The organism is Paenibacillus sp. J22R160 (genome assembly GCF_059692135.1).
The window spans coordinates 148,913-164,397 of record NZ_JCAUAU010000008.1; the positions used below are offsets into that span (position 1 = coordinate 148,913).

At 48.5% G+C, this 15,485-nt stretch carries 15 protein-coding genes; 13 read left to right on the forward strand and 2 right to left on the reverse strand.

Translation table 11 applies throughout. The features are described 5' to 3' along the window. Position 1: 1 nt before the first annotated feature. The 13 genes from AC58UW_RS18815 to AC58UW_RS18875 all read left to right on the forward strand — a co-directional run bounded on the left by AC58UW_RS18815 (position 2) and on the right by AC58UW_RS18875 (position 12,567). On the forward strand, positions 2-1,177 hold the full coding sequence (locus tag AC58UW_RS18815) for a response regulator (RefSeq protein WP_497422144.1): 1,176 nt from the start codon (positions 2-4) through the stop codon (positions 1,175-1,177). Positions 1,178-1,358: 181 nt separating this feature from the next. Next, positions 1,359-1,892: a C40 family peptidase gene (locus tag AC58UW_RS18820; protein WP_497422145.1), complete on the forward strand. Its 534-nt coding sequence runs from the start codon at positions 1,359-1,361 to the stop codon at positions 1,890-1,892. Between the two features lie 66 nt (positions 1,893-1,958). Continuing rightward, a complete protein-coding gene (locus tag AC58UW_RS18825) occupies positions 1,959-2,354 on the forward strand; it encodes a pyrophosphohydrolase domain-containing protein (RefSeq protein WP_497422146.1) in 396 nt (131 codons plus the stop codon). Positions 2,355-2,378: 24 nt separating this feature from the next. Beyond that, positions 2,379-2,597: a helix-turn-helix domain-containing protein gene (locus AC58UW_RS18830; protein WP_497422147.1), complete on the forward strand. Its 219-nt coding sequence runs from the start codon at positions 2,379-2,381 to the stop codon at positions 2,595-2,597. A 170-nt stretch (positions 2,598-2,767) separates the two neighbouring features. Beyond that, positions 2,768-2,968 (forward strand): cold-shock protein, encoded by a 201-nt coding sequence (locus AC58UW_RS18835; protein WP_126140957.1) that lies wholly within the window; start codon positions 2,768-2,770, stop codon positions 2,966-2,968. A gap of 377 nt (positions 2,969-3,345) precedes the next feature. Further along, complete coding sequence (locus AC58UW_RS18840) at positions 3,346-4,317, forward strand: lysylphosphatidylglycerol synthase transmembrane domain-containing protein (protein ID WP_497422148.1); 972 nt, start codon at positions 3,346-3,348, stop codon at positions 4,315-4,317. Further along, entirely contained in the window at positions 4,314-5,774 is a 1,461-nt protein-coding gene (locus AC58UW_RS18845; protein WP_497422149.1) for an alkaline phosphatase family protein, read from the forward strand. The genes AC58UW_RS18840 and AC58UW_RS18845 overlap by 4 nt, the downstream gene beginning before the upstream one ends. Beyond that, positions 5,767-6,516: a glycosyltransferase family 2 protein gene (locus AC58UW_RS18850; protein WP_497422150.1), complete on the forward strand. Its 750-nt coding sequence runs from the start codon at positions 5,767-5,769 to the stop codon at positions 6,514-6,516. Before AC58UW_RS18845 ends, AC58UW_RS18850 begins: the two co-directional genes overlap by 8 nt. Beyond that, on the forward strand, positions 6,513-8,027 hold the full coding sequence (locus tag AC58UW_RS18855) for a glycosyltransferase family protein (RefSeq protein ID WP_497422151.1): 1,515 nt from the start codon (positions 6,513-6,515) through the stop codon (positions 8,025-8,027). Before AC58UW_RS18850 ends, AC58UW_RS18855 begins: the two co-directional genes overlap by 4 nt. 129 nt (positions 8,028-8,156) lie before the next feature. After that, a complete protein-coding gene (locus tag AC58UW_RS18860) occupies positions 8,157-9,215 on the forward strand; it encodes a hypothetical protein (RefSeq protein WP_497422152.1) in 1,059 nt (352 codons plus the stop codon). A gap of 43 nt (positions 9,216-9,258) precedes the next feature. Next, on the forward strand, positions 9,259-10,740 hold the full coding sequence (locus AC58UW_RS18865) for a copper amine oxidase N-terminal domain-containing protein (protein ID WP_497422153.1): 1,482 nt from the start codon (positions 9,259-9,261) through the stop codon (positions 10,738-10,740). 86 nt (positions 10,741-10,826) lie between these two features. Continuing rightward, positions 10,827-11,750, forward strand: coding sequence for an FTR1 family iron permease (locus AC58UW_RS18870; protein ID WP_497422154.1), 924 nt, complete (start codon positions 10,827-10,829; stop codon positions 11,748-11,750). A 46-nt stretch (positions 11,751-11,796) separates the two neighbouring features. Continuing rightward, a complete protein-coding gene (locus AC58UW_RS18875; RefSeq protein WP_497422155.1) occupies positions 11,797-12,567 on the forward strand; it encodes a Rossmann-fold NAD(P)-binding domain-containing protein in 771 nt (256 codons plus the stop codon). 49 nt (positions 12,568-12,616) lie between these two features. On the opposite strand, the gene AC58UW_RS18880 is transcribed toward AC58UW_RS18875, so the two are convergent. Together AC58UW_RS18880 and AC58UW_RS18885 are read right to left on the reverse strand one after the other, a co-directional pair. Then, the gene (locus AC58UW_RS18880; RefSeq protein WP_497422156.1) at positions 12,617-13,726 is read right to left on the reverse strand and encodes a YncE family protein; all 1,110 of its coding nucleotides are present in this window, start codon (positions 13,724-13,726) and stop codon (positions 12,617-12,619) included. Between the two features lie 369 nt (positions 13,727-14,095). After that, a complete protein-coding gene (locus tag AC58UW_RS18885; RefSeq protein ID WP_497422157.1) occupies positions 14,096-15,436 on the reverse strand; it encodes a 5'-deoxyadenosine deaminase in 1,341 nt (446 codons plus the stop codon). Positions 15,437-15,485: the final 49 nt, after the last annotated feature.

The following is a 15,485-nucleotide window of genomic DNA, read 5'->3' on the forward strand; positions in this document are numbered from 1 at the left end:
CATGGACATTCTCATCGTAGATGATGAAACGGTGATTCGGGAGGGCATCCAGCGCACACTGCTCAACCGTTTCCCGGAACATCAGGTTCATCTCGCGGCGAATGCGGAGCAGGCGATCGCTTTGCTGCGGAGCCACCGCATTCAAATCGTCCTCACCGACATTCTCATGCCGGGCATGACAGGGCTGGAGCTCATGAATATATCCCGGAGTCGGCACCCGCATGTGAAATGGGTCGTCATATCGGCCTATTCGGAATTTTCGTATGCGCAGGAGGCTGTGCGGCTTGGGGCGAAGGATTATTTGCTGAAGCCAATCGGCAAAGAAGTGCTCAGCGATATGATCCGGAAGCTCGGCGAGGAAATCGCTCGTGAAACCGAGCTGAACGAGGAATCTGAGCTCTTGAAGGCGAACCGCAAGTACTTGCAGGAAGCTGTCTTTCAGCGCTTTGCACAAGGGCTGGATACCGGGCGTATCGATATGAAGCCCTTCATGGAGCAGCACCCGCATTTCCACCTCATCATGGTGAAAATGGAGAGCGACAAGGCCGTTTTCCTCGAAAACTTCATTATCGAGAACGTCCTTCAAGAGTTGATCGAGCGCTATGGCAAAGGCTTCGTGACGGTGCACGACAGCAAAAGCCTGCTAGGCATCGCCACACTGCCGAGTGCCGCTCTTCTGTCGGCACTCGTCGATGAGCTGCGCAACCACCTCGTGAAATATTTGAAGGTGCCCTTTCAGATTATGAGCTCCGAGCAGATCTGCCGCTTCGAGGCTGTGCCAGCGGAAGTGCAGCGCATGCGTCAAGCCTCGACGACGCAAGTCTACGAGCATCATGCGAGCGGCAGCGACCGCTCTATCGATGTGGCTTTGCAATATATTCGCACGCATTATCATGACGACCTGTCGCTGGAGAAGGTCGCAGCGATCGTTTACTTGAATCCGGTTTATTTCAGTCAGCTGTTCAAACAGAAGATAGGCCAGGGATTCAAGGAATATGTCACGCATCTCCGTTTGGAACAGGCGAAGCAGCTTCTGATGAATCCTAAGCTGAAGCTGGCGGACGTCGCGGATCGGATCGGCTATCAAGACATGCGCCATTTCTCACAGGTATTTCGCAAGAAGTACGGCGTGACCCCTTCTGAGTATCGACATGATCAGACGTCGAGTTCGGTGTAACCAATTTGTCAATGAAAATTGAAAGAGAAAATTCTCATTGAATTCTAATAAAAGAGCTTTAAGCTAGACGCCGCTTGGATATCCTCAGTGACTGGTAAATACCGGTCTTTTTATGTGTGATATGGTGGATTCAGGGCCATACAAGCCCATCACCACGATCCATGAAGGAGGATATCCAATCATGTTACTAGTGAATAAGAGCCGCCTTAATAAATCGTTAGTGGGGATCAGCCTGACACTTTCCTTATTAACATCCGGAACGATGCTCTTTGGGTCTCACTCAGCTTTTGCTGCAAACGATTCCACGGCAAATACTGCTTATAGCGCAACGAGCACAAGCAAGGCAAGCGGCGTCGTACGCACGGCACGATCCTATGTCGGTGATGTGCGTTACAAATTTGGCGTTAGAGATACGGCACGCCTGATTCTGGACTGCTCTTCTTTTACACAGTTGGTTTTCAAGAAGAACGGCATCACGATCCCATGGAGCTCGACGGAGCAAGCTAAGCTGGGGACGGCAGTTAAGAAGAAAGCAAACCTGCGCGAAGGTGACCTCGTCTTTTTCAGTACGACCAAGCCTGGCCGCGTCAATCATGTGGGCATCTATGTCGGGAATGGCAAATTCATCAGCAACACGACGAGCTCCGGTGTCGTCATACTAAGTATGAATGATAGTTATTGGAAGGATCGTTATCTCACAGGCCGTCGGTTGTAATTGACCGACGGCTCCCTTTAGTGGTATATAAAAGAAAACCTACATAAAGGGAGCAGGGAAACCACAATGAATTTGAAAGATGCATTTGATGATGTGAAAAAGTTCCACCAAACCTTCGAGCACCCGGTAGGCACGACTCCACAGCGTCTGTCGGAGAGCCGGAAAGCAGCCCGCTTGGCTTGGATGCAAGAAGAGCTGGATGAGTTCAAAGAAGCAGCGACGCTGGAAGACGAAGTGGATGCGATGATTGATGAGCTATACTTCGTGTTGGGTACCCTAGTGGAAATGGGGGTCGAGCCAGGGCCGATTTTTGACATCGTGCATCACGCCAACATGTCCAAAGTGTGGCCCGACGGTCTAGTCCATAAGAACGAATTTGGCAAAACGATTAAGCCCCCGGATTGGCAGGACCCATTCGACAAAATTAGAGCAGAAATTCGCAGACAGATGAGTAAGGAATAAGCTTTCAGTGGAGGAGGAAGAGGCATGTTATTTCATACTAGGCTGAAAGAGCTGAGACAACAGCAAAATCTAACGCTGCGCAAGCTTGGCGAGAAAGCAGGCGTCAGTTATTCCATCCTAAATGCTATCGAAAATGGTCGAATACAACCGTCGAAAGATGTCGTAATTGCACTAACAATTGCCTTGAAAATAGAGGATAAAGAAGAACTTTTAACCTTAGTAAGAAATGCCTCTGAAGGGTAATTGCATTAGCCAAATATGTGTGGTACAGTAATAATAGTCTTTGGGGTAAAACCTGAATTGCTTATTGCAAAGGGTTATCATTTTACTCTGTGAAACCTTTTCCAATGTGTAATTTTTTTGTTCGAAACAAGAAAAAAGACATGTTAATTAAAACTTTGGAGGTATTACCCATGGCAGTAGGAACAGTTAAATGGTTTAACGCAGAAAAAGGATTTGGCTTTATCGAAGTAGAAGGCGGCAACGATGTATTCGTACACTTCTCCGCAATCCAAGGCGAAGGCTTCAAAACTTTAGACGAAGGTCAACAAGTTGAGTTCAACGTTGTTCAAGGCAACCGCGGACCACAAGCTGAGAACGTTGTAAAGCTGTAAGCTTTTGCTTGCATAGATAGCAGTTCGGAGAACAACTCTTAACGTCATGTTAAGGGTTGTTCTTTTTTTGCGTTGGGAACTGCAGGTTCCTATCCTTCCCTAAATGGCAGACATCTAAGCAGCAATGCAAAAATAGGTCTCCAGGCCGTTCAGGGCCGTGCCAGACCCGCAGCGGCTCGCAAATGGTAACGTTCTCAGGCACAAGCTCGCACGAGCTGTCTACAGCCGCGCTACGAGGCGCTGAAGATTACTCTTTGCGGAGGGATAAAACATCCAATATTATCATTGACGCGTAGTCAAGGTACCTTCTATAATTAGCAATGATAATCATTATCAAAAAATGTCCGAAATATTTTACATAAAAGAAGGTTAAAGAAATGCCGAAAAAGCGGCTTATTCGTTTTATTGCCCTTCTGATGGTGATGTGCTCGCTGTATTTGACTTGGCGATGGTTCAATTCAGAGGAATGGCTGCAGGATGTCGGACTGCTTCTCCAGAGGCCTCGGTGGTTCATCTTCATGACGGGTGTTTATTTGATTTCTTTCCTATTAAAGGCGGCGGCCTGGCGGTTGTATGCAGGAACCGGGGTGCGGATCAGCGTTTATTTCCATGCCATTAGCTACAGTTTGTTGATTAACCATGTGCTTCCGATCAAAGCGGGGGACGGTGTACGCGCAGGTTTGTTCATGAAGCATGGGAAAGCCACCTGGGATGAGGCGCTACATTCGGTCGCGGTTATGCGGTTGATCGATATGCTCGTCTTAGCGGCGATAGGTGGAATCGGCATTATACGACTGGGCCTGCCATCTTCGTGGATATGGGTGACGGTTATGGCCGGTGGAGCCCTCCTCCTAGCGTCAGCCCATTTCCTGCCTGCTATCCGCCGAATGCCATTTGTGGCGAAACACGCGGCTTATTTTAATCTTCAAATCCTCTCGCTTAAAGGGATCTTCATCATCGCACTCATCACATTAAGTTGGGTCCTGGAGGCAGGTGTGATCTACGCAGTTGCTCGTATGATGGGCCTACAGCCAGGGGCTATTTCCCTCGTTTGGGCGAATAGCATGACGATCGCCGGTCAAATTTTTCATATTACCCCAGGCGGTATTGGTACTTACGAAAGCACAATGAGCGGTTCACTAGTGCTGCTGGGCATAGATGGAAGAGACGCTTATCGGGCGGCGCTTGTCTCGCATACATTTAAGTTTCTTTTTGCATTTACCTTAGGTGCTTACTCCCTTGTACGAATGCCGCTACATTGGCATGAAATGAGGAATTGGATTAAAAGACTTAAGCCAGCTATTCCAACAACAAGACATGCTTTTCTACGGAAGGATGACAACGTATGAAGAAAGCTTCATCATTTGAAATTGTAGCAGCGAGGTGCTGGAACCTTCTTAACGAAGGCAAACCGTTTACTCCGATTTTCGTTGTAGGGGTTTTCCTGCTCTATCACATCGCCCAGTGGTCCGATCCCGGCTTCTGGTCAGCTTGCGGTCTGGGTCTTCTTGTGACCCTCCCTCTTTTTGTCCTGTATTATTGCTTCGATTTTCCGCTTTTTTTACGCAATTACTTGTGGCTGCCCCTTATAGCCGCCATACTAGTTTGGGAATCGTCTGAATTTTTCCTTTATTTATTAGCGATCGGACTGTTTTTATTTTTCACCATCTACTTCTGGGGAACTTTTTATTATCATCTGAGAATTGGGACAACTTGGTGGAACTTTACCCGCTTTTGGAAGCTTGTTTTGAAGAACAGCGATTCGACTAGCGGTAATGCACAGGAGCAGATGCCTAAGTTCTTGCTGCTGCTGTTTGTGTGGAACCATTATTATCGTCAATTTGAAAATGGCACCTCCTCCGACGTGGGTACAGGTCTGCTTTTTGCAGGAGGCTTGCTGCTGTACAGCTTTATTCTTCATCGGTACTTATTTGACTGGAAGCCTGCGGAAATTCCGACCTATACGCGTGATTCCAGCAAGGTTCAAGCTGGGGGCGAAGCACTTAATAAGAAGGTTATCGTCATCGTGGTAGACGGCATGCGCAAAGAGCGCTTCGAAGAAGCGGACGCGCCATTCATGAAGAAGCTGCGCTCGGAAGGTACGGAGTACGCCCAGATGGAGACCGTGTATCCCGCACGCACCGTTGTCTGCTTCTCCTCCATGTTCACGGGGACGTACCCACGAGAGCATGGCATCCGCTCCAATATGGTGTGGAGACTGGGGATCCGGGTTGAGAGCATTTTTGATTCGCTGCGGAAAGTGGGTAAGAAAGGGCGTCTTCTCGGCATCGCTCACTTAATTGACTCTATGGGCGACGATGTGGAGAGCGTAACGGCCGTCATGCATAATGACGTTGCCGACCGCAATATTATTGAACGGGCTAAGAAGATTATGGCGGAGCAAAATCCCGATTTGCTGGTTGCACAGCTCATCGGTGTTGATCAAACAGGACACAGTCGTGGCGTGTTATATGACGACTACACACAGAAAATTGCAGAAGCCGACAAGCTGATCGAGGAGTTCGCGGGCTGGCTGGAGGAACAGGGAATGATGGAGAACACGACGCTCATTATTTGCGCGGATCACGGCCAAGCAGACGGCATCGGCGGTCATGGCCACCTAGATGAGGGAGAGCGCTATGTGCCTTTCTTCCTGCATGGTCCGATGATCAAGCAAGGCTACCGCATTGATGAGAAGCATTCCCTCGTATCTATGGCACCGACGCTCGCCTATCTGCTTGGCGCGCCGTTTCCAAGCCACAGTCGCGGACCTGTACTAACGGAGGCTATCGACCAACATGACTAAGAAGAAAATTATCGTTTTCATGCCGGCACATAACGAAGAAGAGAATATCAGCGGGGTTATTGCCCGCGTACCGAGATTCTTCCACCCCGACTACGAGGTGGAAGTGCTGGTGATCAACGACGGCTCCAAGGACCGTACGGTCGCCGTCGCCAAGGCAGCGGGAGCCGACCACATGGTGTCGTTTCCGCACAATAAAGGGCTCGGCGCTGCCGTCCGCGAAGGGCTGAAGCAATGCTGCCTGCTAGGCGCCGACATTGGCATCATGATCGATGCGGATAATGAGTATCCGCCGGAACAAATTCCTGACGTCCTGGCGCCTATCATCGCTGGACATGCGGAGTACACCTTTGGCTCACGCTTCAAAGGGAACATCAAGGGCATGAAGCTGCACCGGAGACTTGGCAACTATACGTTCACTCTGCTGCAGGCGATCCTTCTGCGCAGATGGATTTACGACGGCCAATCGGGGATGCGCGGTTTCTCGCGCGACGCCATGGAGAATGCCGTCATTATTCATGATTACAACTACGCCCAGGTGCTAACGATTAATCTGGTCCGTCAAGGCTACAGGCTGGAGGAGATTCCGATTTCCTACCAGGTAAGGACGAAAGGCCAATCCTTCATCAAGTTCAGACAGTACGTTTCCTCTGTTATTCCGGCAATCTATAAAGAAATGAGACGTCCAGTCTCCAAGAAACGCCAAGCAAGCCTTCGATTGAAGCGGGATGAAGCGCGTGTATGAAGCACACTGCAATGAATAGGCTGTTGATGCTGCTGGTCGTTGCTGTTAGTGGAACAGTGACGTATCTTAGCATCTTCTACGCAAGTCCCTATGTGCGAACATGGGATGAAGTGGATTTCACACTTGCTTTAAATCGGTATGATCTTCTTGCTATGCAGCCTCATTTTCCGGGATATCCTTACTTTATTTTAGGTGGATGGGTGATTAACCTATGGATAAATAATGGATTGAAAGCGCTAACCATCTTTAATGCCTTAGCCGCACTAAGCGCCGTACTGCCGATTTGTTGGCTGGCGCGTCGTTTAAGCGGCAGCGGGGCGATAAGCTTTTTGCTCCCGGCTCTCGTTCTAAGCAGCCCTTATCTATGGCTGATGTCCTCGCGTCCCATGTCGGAATGTGCGGGAATGGCTTTGCTTTGGTGGTTTCTCTGGAGTGTACGTTATGCTATGGACCGCCAAAATTCGCTGTTTCGACATGGTTTGTCACTCATGGTGCTTGGTTTTCTAATGGGTACACGATTATCGTTCTTTCCCTTCGCTTTTGCGATTGTACCTCTATGGCACAGCTTATGGAAAGGACCAGGCAGATGGCGCAAGTTGGGGTTAGCTGCTCTGGCAGCCTCGCTGTTTCAGCTTCTATGGGTAGCCGGCTTGGTTATGTCCGAAGGTACATTAGCAGGCTTCTGGAAGCTGTCAGTAGCCTTCGTTGAAGGCCACTTTTCTGAATGGGGCGGTGGGGTTGTCTCAACTCCCATGCCAATTGGGGAGCGAATAACGCAGTTATTTGTCAGGAATTTAGCGGGATCTGCCTTAACTGGGGGTTCAACGCTTATCGCTGTGGGTTTTGTCCTGCTTGTCGTCACGGCAGGGATAGGCCGATTGCTCATCGGAAATGAAGAGCAGAGCAGGGAGAATCGCCATTTCATATATGGATTTACCGGCTGTGCCATTCTATACGCGCTTTGGGCGTTGTTAGGCCAAAATATTGAGAAGCCACGCCACATTGTACCGCTGCTTGCGCCTATATTCCTGCTGCTTTTCGTGCTAACCGTCCGAATAGCGGAGCGGTTAAAGTCAGCCAAGCAGCCGCTTGTACGCGCCATGCGTGCCGTGCTGTACAGTTTGCTTGTTGGTCTTCTCATCGTGCAAACAATCTACGGTTCCGAGCTTCAGAAGCGTCAAGCCGTGGAAGAGCCTGCTGTTTATCAGCTGCATGACTATGCGCGTCAGATACAAGAGCCTTTCGTGCTTTTCACTTGGGAAGAGACGCGGGTGCTGCACTATTTGGGAGCGGACTATGACCATGAGCGGATTTACACATACGCTTATTTTCAAGCACTGGCAGAAGTGGATCCGAAGCGGCGTGTTCTGCTAACCGACCATGTCGTTCAAGGTTTTATTCAGCAGGGCATGCCTGTAGAGGGGCACTTGAAACAAATTGCTGAATTCACGTCGGAAGCTCTGTTTGACCCGGCTTATCACCGTATTATTTTGTACGAGTGGGTTAAATAAAAAGGGGCTGGAGGCAATAAAAAATACTTGTTGACACATTTATTGATATTAATTATCATTATCAACGTGTAATAGTCTCGGAAGAAAAAATATTCAAAATTTTTAAATTAATTGTCTGGGGGTGAAAATTTGAAAAGACAATTTTTAGCCGGTCTGATGGCCGTTCTTACGGCACTAATCATCTTACCGGTCTCAGCTCTAGCCTATTCCTACGGGGATGCCAATACAGAAGATGTAGCTGAAACGTTCAAGTTGGTGCAATCCAGCATTGGTAACGGGGGAAGCGATTGGAATGCGGCAGAGAGCGCCTATCAAGAGAGAAGGGCGGAAATCGTATCGCACTTTGGCGAAGCGGTCGGCAGCACGCTGGATGCTAATTTTAAGGCTAAAGACAGCAAAGCGGTTATCGCCAATTTCAAAGGTGTGCTAGTCATGAATTTGGATCGGCGATTTACCTATGCCATACAGGGGATTGACGATTACGCAGCATCCAAGTTGTTACTTGCTAAGGCCAAAGCGACCTATGACACTCTGCAGCCTTATATGAGTTCAGGCACAGCGGATATCGAGAAAGCTTTTGATGAGGCGCTCGATGCCTTAGGGAATCCAGGATTGTTCGGTGTTGGGAAGAAGCCGGTACAACCTGACGTTTTTAAGGAGAAGGTTGGCTTCATCTACGGTAAAGTGAAGCCGGTATTCCCTTACCAAGCGTCTGCAGCGCCTGCTGCGCCAAGTGAGCCGACGCCTGTCGTTCAACCGACAGCGACGCCTAAGTCGGAGCCGACTCCTAAGCAAGAACAACCTGTTGCTGTGGTGAAAGAGGCCAAACCGGTAGAGACGAAAGCGCCGGATGTGGCAGCAGCCGTGGAGACGAAGGCACCCGAGCCGTCTGCGTCTGCATCGGCTAGTCCTAGTCCAAGCCCAAGTCCAACGCCGACAGCAGAAGCCGCTTCGAGTACGCCAGCAGCATCCGCAGCAGCAACAGCAACAGCAACAGCGCCTGCTAAAGCAGCTGACATAGCAAGCACAACTGTGAAGCAAGCTGAGCCGGTGAAAGAAGCATCCGCACATGCACCTATGCAGCGCAAGGACAAAACGAACCCGATTATCAGCATAGTTGTTATCGGCGGTGTCGTTGTTTTACTAGGTGGGGGCGTATGGTTTGCCCGCAAGAGAAAGTGGATTTAACCGTAAGACCAGCCAATAAATTGAATGATTAGGGGAGAATGTCATGCGTAAATTTCTAGCTGTAGTACTAAGTGCATCCATTGCTTTATCCAGTGTTGTTACAGTATCATCCGTTGCTTTTGCAGAAACTAAATTTCAAATCAAAGAAGACCAAACAATTTCTGATAAACTTAAAGCCTTCACGGACATCAAAGCACTTTTTACAGATAAAACCGTTCTTGCTGATGTTAAGAAATTGTACGTAGATAAATTCCAAACGGATGTAAAACGCCTTGATGTGAACATCAAAGCCGATGATCCTAAAATGGATGCAAACATCTTGCTTGTATTGGACGCAGCAATTAAAGGAGATTTGCAAGTTGGCCAAGCCAAAGAAGCTATCGACAAAGGCTTGCAATGGTACTTCTTCTTCTTCCTTCGTGATATGATGAGCAACCAAGTTCGTCCTGCGTTGACCAAAGGCGACGTTGCTGGAGCGACTGCTGCCTTCGATAAAGTTGTTCAAGTCTATGAAGGTGCCTTGCTGCCGAATGTTACGAAACGTGATACCAAGTTCAGCTTGAACATGGTTCCTCTTTTGAAAACAACGATTGAACTGATCCAAAAAGACATCAAAGATAACAACTTGAATGACTTCAACTTCCACCGTCAAATTCTTGACAAAACGTTGATTAAGAACTACGCATTAGCCGCTTATACATATGCTGAAAACGTTGGATTGGCTGCACCGGCTGATCAACCGAAAGCTATTACTGAAGGCTACTTCCTCTTCATGCCAGTCTATACATACCTTAAAGGCGGAAGCCCAGCTGATGCTGATTTCGTGAAAAATGCATTCGCTTCAGGCGATGCTAGCAAAATCAAAAAAGATGAAATCGGTGACGCTCTTCAACGCACAATGATCGGTAAAGTATCCGAGTACATCAACCAAATATTTGTTAAACAAGATGCTGGTGACTTGCAAGGCGCTCGTGGTTATGTGGCAGAAGGTACAATGTTCCTAGCTAGCCAAGAAGTTTTCCTAGGTAAAGAGAAATATGCAGCTGCAAGTGTTGCGGCTACGAAATTAACAGAAGCTGTTGATAAATCCGATGTCGCTGTTACAAGAGAAGCTGGTTTCGAAATCTTGAAGTACATCGTTGACAAAGACGGTTCTAGCTTGAAAGTTGGCGACAAGGCTTATAAAGTAAATGGCGCTCCTTTCACAGCTGAAAACGCACCGTTCGTCAATCAAGAAAGCGGCCGTACGTTAGTGCCGGTTCGTCTTATTGCTCAAGCGATTAACGCCCAAGTTGAGTGGGTAGAAGCAACGAAAACAATCGTTATCACGAAAGATGGTAAGAAAACAGAAATCGTAGCAGGTTCCGATCAAGTTGTTGAGAATGGTAAAGTGAATGAGAAAGTCAAATTGGATCAACCTGTTGTTCTTGAAAATGGCAGCTCCTTCATTCCTCTGCGCGCAGTAGCTGAATTGTTCGGTTATGGCGTATTCTACCAAAATGGTGACATCATTATCCTTCGTTAATCTTTTCGCTCATAGAAAGACACTTGTGCCGCTTACGCGCAAGTGTCTTTCCGTATGAAGGGATGATAGAGGACAGGGGGCAAACTATGGATTTACAGGCTTTTCTCATTACATTTCGCGAAGCGCTTGAAGCTATTCTTATTGTTGGTGTCATTCTAACTTATTTAACCCGCATCGATGCAATTAAGTGGCATAAATGGGTATGGGTTGGCGTGGTACTGGCGTTAGTCGTTAGTTATGGCTTGGCCCTAGCTTTCCAAGTGCTGTTAACGGGATTTGCGAGTATGGGCAGTCAGAATTACATGAAAATCGGGATTATGCTTATCTCATCTGGTCTTTTAACGCATATGATCATGTTTATGGGCAAGCAAAGCAGTGAGCTGCAAGGAAAGGTACAGAGTAAGGTAGCACATATTCTCACCATTGGCGGCGCTATCAATATGGTTGTACATTCCTTCCTGGTTGTTGTGCGTGAAGGGGTAGAAACGGTTTTCTTCTTCGCAGCAATTACCGGCGGCAACATCCAGAAAGCGCTTGAAAGCTGGGGAGCACTGTTCGGACTAGTGCTGGCCATTGTGGTTGGTCTTCTTTTTTTCAAAGGAACGAAAAAGATCCGTTTAGGAACATTTTTCCGGATAACCGCTGTATTTCTGATGATGATTTCTGCGGGACTATTCGTTCAAGCGATTGGGATTATGCAAGATTTAGGGATTATGGGTAGTTTATATCGAACAGCAGGTCACCAAATAGGTGAAATCTATAATATAACGGCATTCATGCCGGAGCATCCTATCGATGGTGTGCAGTATCTTCGTGATTATGGGAAAGAGCCGCTGCTCAGCGGTCAAGTTGGGATTTTCTTTAAAGCGTTCCTAGGCTATACGCAGAATCCTTCGTTGGAGGAATTCGCTCTATATTGGGGATATTATTTCTTAGTCTTCATCCTGCTGGGTGTACAGAAAAAGCGCCATGAGCGGGAGCAAGCAAAGGAAAATCAGGTTGCAGCGTAGCAGCATCTGGCGGTTGTAAACAGCGAATGACAAGGGGCGAGGGTATATGACGAAAATTGGTATTGTGGGCTACGGGCATGTGGGAAAAGCGATTCACGCGCTATTTCCGATTGCCTCAGTGTATGATGCGCCTATGGAAATAGGCAGCAAATCGGAGGTAAATGCTTGCGAGGTAGCTTTTATTTGTGTGCCAACTCCCTCGCTTCCAGGCGGTCAATGCGATACCTCTATCGTTGAGGAAGTCATCGCATGGCTGACCGCCACAGTGATTGTGATTCGGTCAACTGTCCCTGTCGGTTTCACAGATGCGATGAAGGAACGAACGGGGAAGAGAATCGTGTTTCAACCCGAATATTATGGGGAAACCGTCGATCATCATTTCTCGGATCTTCGGCACCGGACATGGCTTACGTTCGGAGGGCAGTCCGCTGACATCGGCTTGGTCATTCGCGCCTACCAACAAGTGTACAATGCAGAGGTTCGAATTCGGCAGACCGATGCTCGTACCGCAGAGCTGGCGAAGTATATGGAGAACTGCTTTCTTGCGCTTAAAGTCTCTTTCTGCAACGAGTTCTATGATATTGCCGGAGCCCATGGCATTGATTACAATGAGCTGCGCGAGGTTTGGCTGGAGGACCCAAGAATAGGACGAAGCCATACCTTCGTATATGAGGACAATCGCGGCTACGGCGGCAAATGCTTGCCGAAAGACGTCGGTGCATTGATTCATATGGCCGATGAACATGCGACTAACGCTGATCTAATGAAAGCTGTTCAGCGCAAAAATACCACCCTTCGCTCAAGCAGCGAGGGTTAATACCAATAAGCCTCCAAGCCCACATCCTGTGGGTTTAGGGGCTTATTTGTTATCTGTGATCTTGAATGACGGTGATTGAGCTTTCATTGCCAACATAAATCCGGTTGCTTCGCTTATTCAAAGCCATGCTCCCTGCTGACTGCCCAGTTCGCAGCTTGACCAGCAGCCTATTCGTTAGTCCGCTGTACACGAACAAATCTCGGTTGTCTGAATTTCCGACATAGTAACGGTTTGTCAACGGATTGACAAGGAGTGAAGAGAACGTGGGAATGGATAAAGTGGTCTTGATTGTATTCGTCAGCCCGTTAATAACGAAAAGTTCGCCTTTTCCCTCCTGCTGAGCGCTCGATAAATAGATGCGATTCGTTAGAACGTTTACGGCTAGCTCGCTTTGGCGTCTTCCGAGTTGAATAGGCGTGCTTCTTCCAAGTGTTGTACCTGATATCACAGAAGCAAAGCGGCTTAGGTTATTGGCTACGTAGATCTGATTCGTCTCAGGGATGATAGCTGGTGTAATAATTGGATTTTTACCTACTTTAATCGTTTTGATCACGTTTAGCGTAGAACCGTTAATAACATGAACGGAGTCTTTGCCTACATTCGTGACATAGATCCGATTGGATTGTTCATCAATTGCGATAAGGGCTGGTGATCCGCCGACTCTTATGGTTTTGAGGACACGGTTGGTACCGCCGTCGAAGACGCTGATCGTTCCGCTCATACTGGCGACATAAATGCGATTGCTTCCGCGATGAATGGCAAGGCCAAAAGGGCGCTCGCCGACAGAGACGTTGGTGATTGCTTTGTTCGATTTTCCGTTAATGACAGTGACGCTGGCAGCTCGAAAGTTCGTAGAATAAATTCGGTTGGTGCGCTTGTTCACAGCTAGGAATGTTGCGCCATCCCCCGTCTGAACACGACCGATCACTTTATTAGTGTTACCGTCCAGTACGCCTATTAAATGATCACCAAAGACATAGTAGACTCGGCTCGTAGAAGAATTAGTTTGAATATCTCCGACTTGGCCAGCTACGGGTACAATTTTGATAACTTTAGGGTAATGGGTGTGTCTGATCTTGCTGGACAGTTCGGTCAGACCTGCCTGACCCGCATTTACTTCGACCTTGGGTTGTAGAAGGGGCTTTGAGAAGTGGATCATAGGAGTCCCGCCTTCCCTGATTTAATGAATGCAATAGTATATGGCAGAAATAGAGATCGGAAACTTGTTTACACTAGCCGCAGAGGACGAATGCTAGCCGCAACATGTAAAAACTACATCAAATACAGGAGAATTCACCTGCAGGTAGGCAATTCATGTAAAAACGGCAGCAAAATCAGCGGAATCGCGCCATTGTTGCCATATTCCCTGAATTTGATGTATAAAATGCACGATTATCTGAGAGAATCAAGAAAAAGTAAAAGTTTGCTGTACTTTTTACAACTACTCGCATAGGAATCGGCGGGAAAATGATAAAAAGCCAGCCATCCACCGGCATCTGAGTACCGGTAGAAGGCTGGCTTTTGCTGACTAGCGCAGATTAGCGCGCTTCAACAGCCGCTGAATCGAGCGGTTTGCCTCAGGCAGGACGATATCCTTATCGATCGTCCGTATGAGGCGGTTTTCCATCACGATCCGACCATTGATGATCGTTGTCTCCACATCAGCGCGTGTCGCGGAGTACACGATGCGCGAGATCGGATCTACGTCGAAGGACGGATACGTGTGGAAATTGATCAGATCGAGGATCGCCAAGTCGGCTTTCTTGCCGACCTCGAGACTGCCGATCTCCTTCTCCATACCGACCGCACGCGCGCCGCCGATGGTCGCCATGCGGAAGACCGTCTGCGCGTTCATCGCCGTCGGTCCGTGCACGGGCTTCTGGATCAGCGCAGCCAAACGCATCTCGTTGAACATATCGAGATTGTTGTTGCACGGTGCGCCATCAGCACCTAGCGAGACGGAGATGTCGAGCTTCAGCATATCGGGCGTCTCGGCGATCCCCGAAGCGAGCTTCAGGTTTGAGCCTGGGCAGTGGCTCACGTGGACGCCACGCTCATGGATGATGCGCTTCTCCTCCTCATCAAGCCAAATGCAGTGCGCCAGTATGAGGCGCTCATTCGCTAAGCCCAGATGGTCGAGATAAACGACATTGCGCATGCCGGTCTCGGCCTGCACAATCTCGATCTCGCCTAGATTCTCGGATGCGTGCGTATGCACTTTCACGTGGTACTGCTCGGATAAGCTGCGAACTTCACGCAGCAGCTCCTCCGTGCACGAGATGACGAATCGCGGCGAGAACGCGTACTGGATGCGGCCGTCGTCGTGGCCGTTCCATTTCTCGAGCAAATCGACGCTTTGCTGAAGCGATTCGGACGTCTTTTCCTGCAGCGGGAATGGCACCTCATCGCCCTTGTCCATCATCACTTTGCCGGACAAAGCGCGAATCCCGCTCGATGCAATGGCTTGAAAGGCAAAGTCGGTATGATGCACCGTCTCCATATCGACGATGGTCGTTGTACCGCTTTGAATCAACTCGCCGATCCCAAGCAAGGCGGAATAATAGATGGATTCCTCGTCATGCGAGGCTTCCAACGGCCAAATCCGCTGTTTTAGCCAATCCATCAGCTCCAGATCGTCCCCTTTGCCTCGGAACAACGTTTGACACAGATGAATATGTGTCTGCACGAAGCCTGGAATGACCGTTCGGTTCGTAGCGTTAATCACTTTGTCCACATGCGCGGGGTCCACAGGCAAGTCAGGTCCAATTGCCTTGATCCTGTCGTCTTCAATAAGGATATCTCCGACGAAAATATCCCCGTCGCGGTTCATTGTTACTATTTCAGCCTGTTTAATAAGAATAGTCGCCATGGGCATAAACCTCCTACTTCTGTTTATTGTATGACGTCAGGAACACAAA

What these genes read in the sequence shown, in the direction of transcription:
- AC58UW_RS18815 (WP_497422144.1), top strand. Translation starts at nt 2, where the DNA reads ATGGACATTCTCATCGTAGATGATGAAACGGTGATTCGGGAGGGCATC.
- AC58UW_RS18820 (WP_497422145.1), top strand. Translation starts at nt 1,359, where the DNA reads ATGTTACTAGTGAATAAGAGCCGCCTTAATAAATCGTTAGTGGGGATC.
- AC58UW_RS18825 (WP_497422146.1), top strand. Translation starts at nt 1,959, where the DNA reads ATGAATTTGAAAGATGCATTTGATGATGTGAAAAAGTTCCACCAAACC.
- AC58UW_RS18830 (WP_497422147.1), top strand. Translation starts at nt 2,379, where the DNA reads ATGTTATTTCATACTAGGCTGAAAGAGCTGAGACAACAGCAAAATCTA.
- AC58UW_RS18835 (WP_126140957.1), top strand. Translation starts at nt 2,768, where the DNA reads ATGGCAGTAGGAACAGTTAAATGGTTTAACGCAGAAAAAGGATTTGGC.
- AC58UW_RS18840 (WP_497422148.1), top strand. Translation starts at nt 3,346, where the DNA reads ATGCCGAAAAAGCGGCTTATTCGTTTTATTGCCCTTCTGATGGTGATG.
- AC58UW_RS18845 (WP_497422149.1), top strand. Translation starts at nt 4,314, where the DNA reads ATGAAGAAAGCTTCATCATTTGAAATTGTAGCAGCGAGGTGCTGGAAC.
- AC58UW_RS18850 (WP_497422150.1), top strand. Translation starts at nt 5,767, where the DNA reads ATGACTAAGAAGAAAATTATCGTTTTCATGCCGGCACATAACGAAGAA.
- AC58UW_RS18855 (WP_497422151.1), top strand. Translation starts at nt 6,513, where the DNA reads ATGAAGCACACTGCAATGAATAGGCTGTTGATGCTGCTGGTCGTTGCT.
- AC58UW_RS18865 (WP_497422153.1), top strand. Translation starts at nt 9,259, where the DNA reads ATGCGTAAATTTCTAGCTGTAGTACTAAGTGCATCCATTGCTTTATCC.
- AC58UW_RS18870 (WP_497422154.1), top strand. Translation starts at nt 10,827, where the DNA reads ATGGATTTACAGGCTTTTCTCATTACATTTCGCGAAGCGCTTGAAGCT.
- AC58UW_RS18875 (WP_497422155.1), top strand. Translation starts at nt 11,797, where the DNA reads ATGACGAAAATTGGTATTGTGGGCTACGGGCATGTGGGAAAAGCGATT.
- AC58UW_RS18880 (WP_497422156.1), bottom strand. Translation starts at nt 13,726, where the DNA reads ATGATCCACTTCTCAAAGCCCCTTCTACAACCCAAGGTCGAAGTAAAT.
- AC58UW_RS18885 (WP_497422157.1), bottom strand. Translation starts at nt 15,436, where the DNA reads ATGGCGACTATTCTTATTAAACAGGCTGAAATAGTAACAATGAACCGC.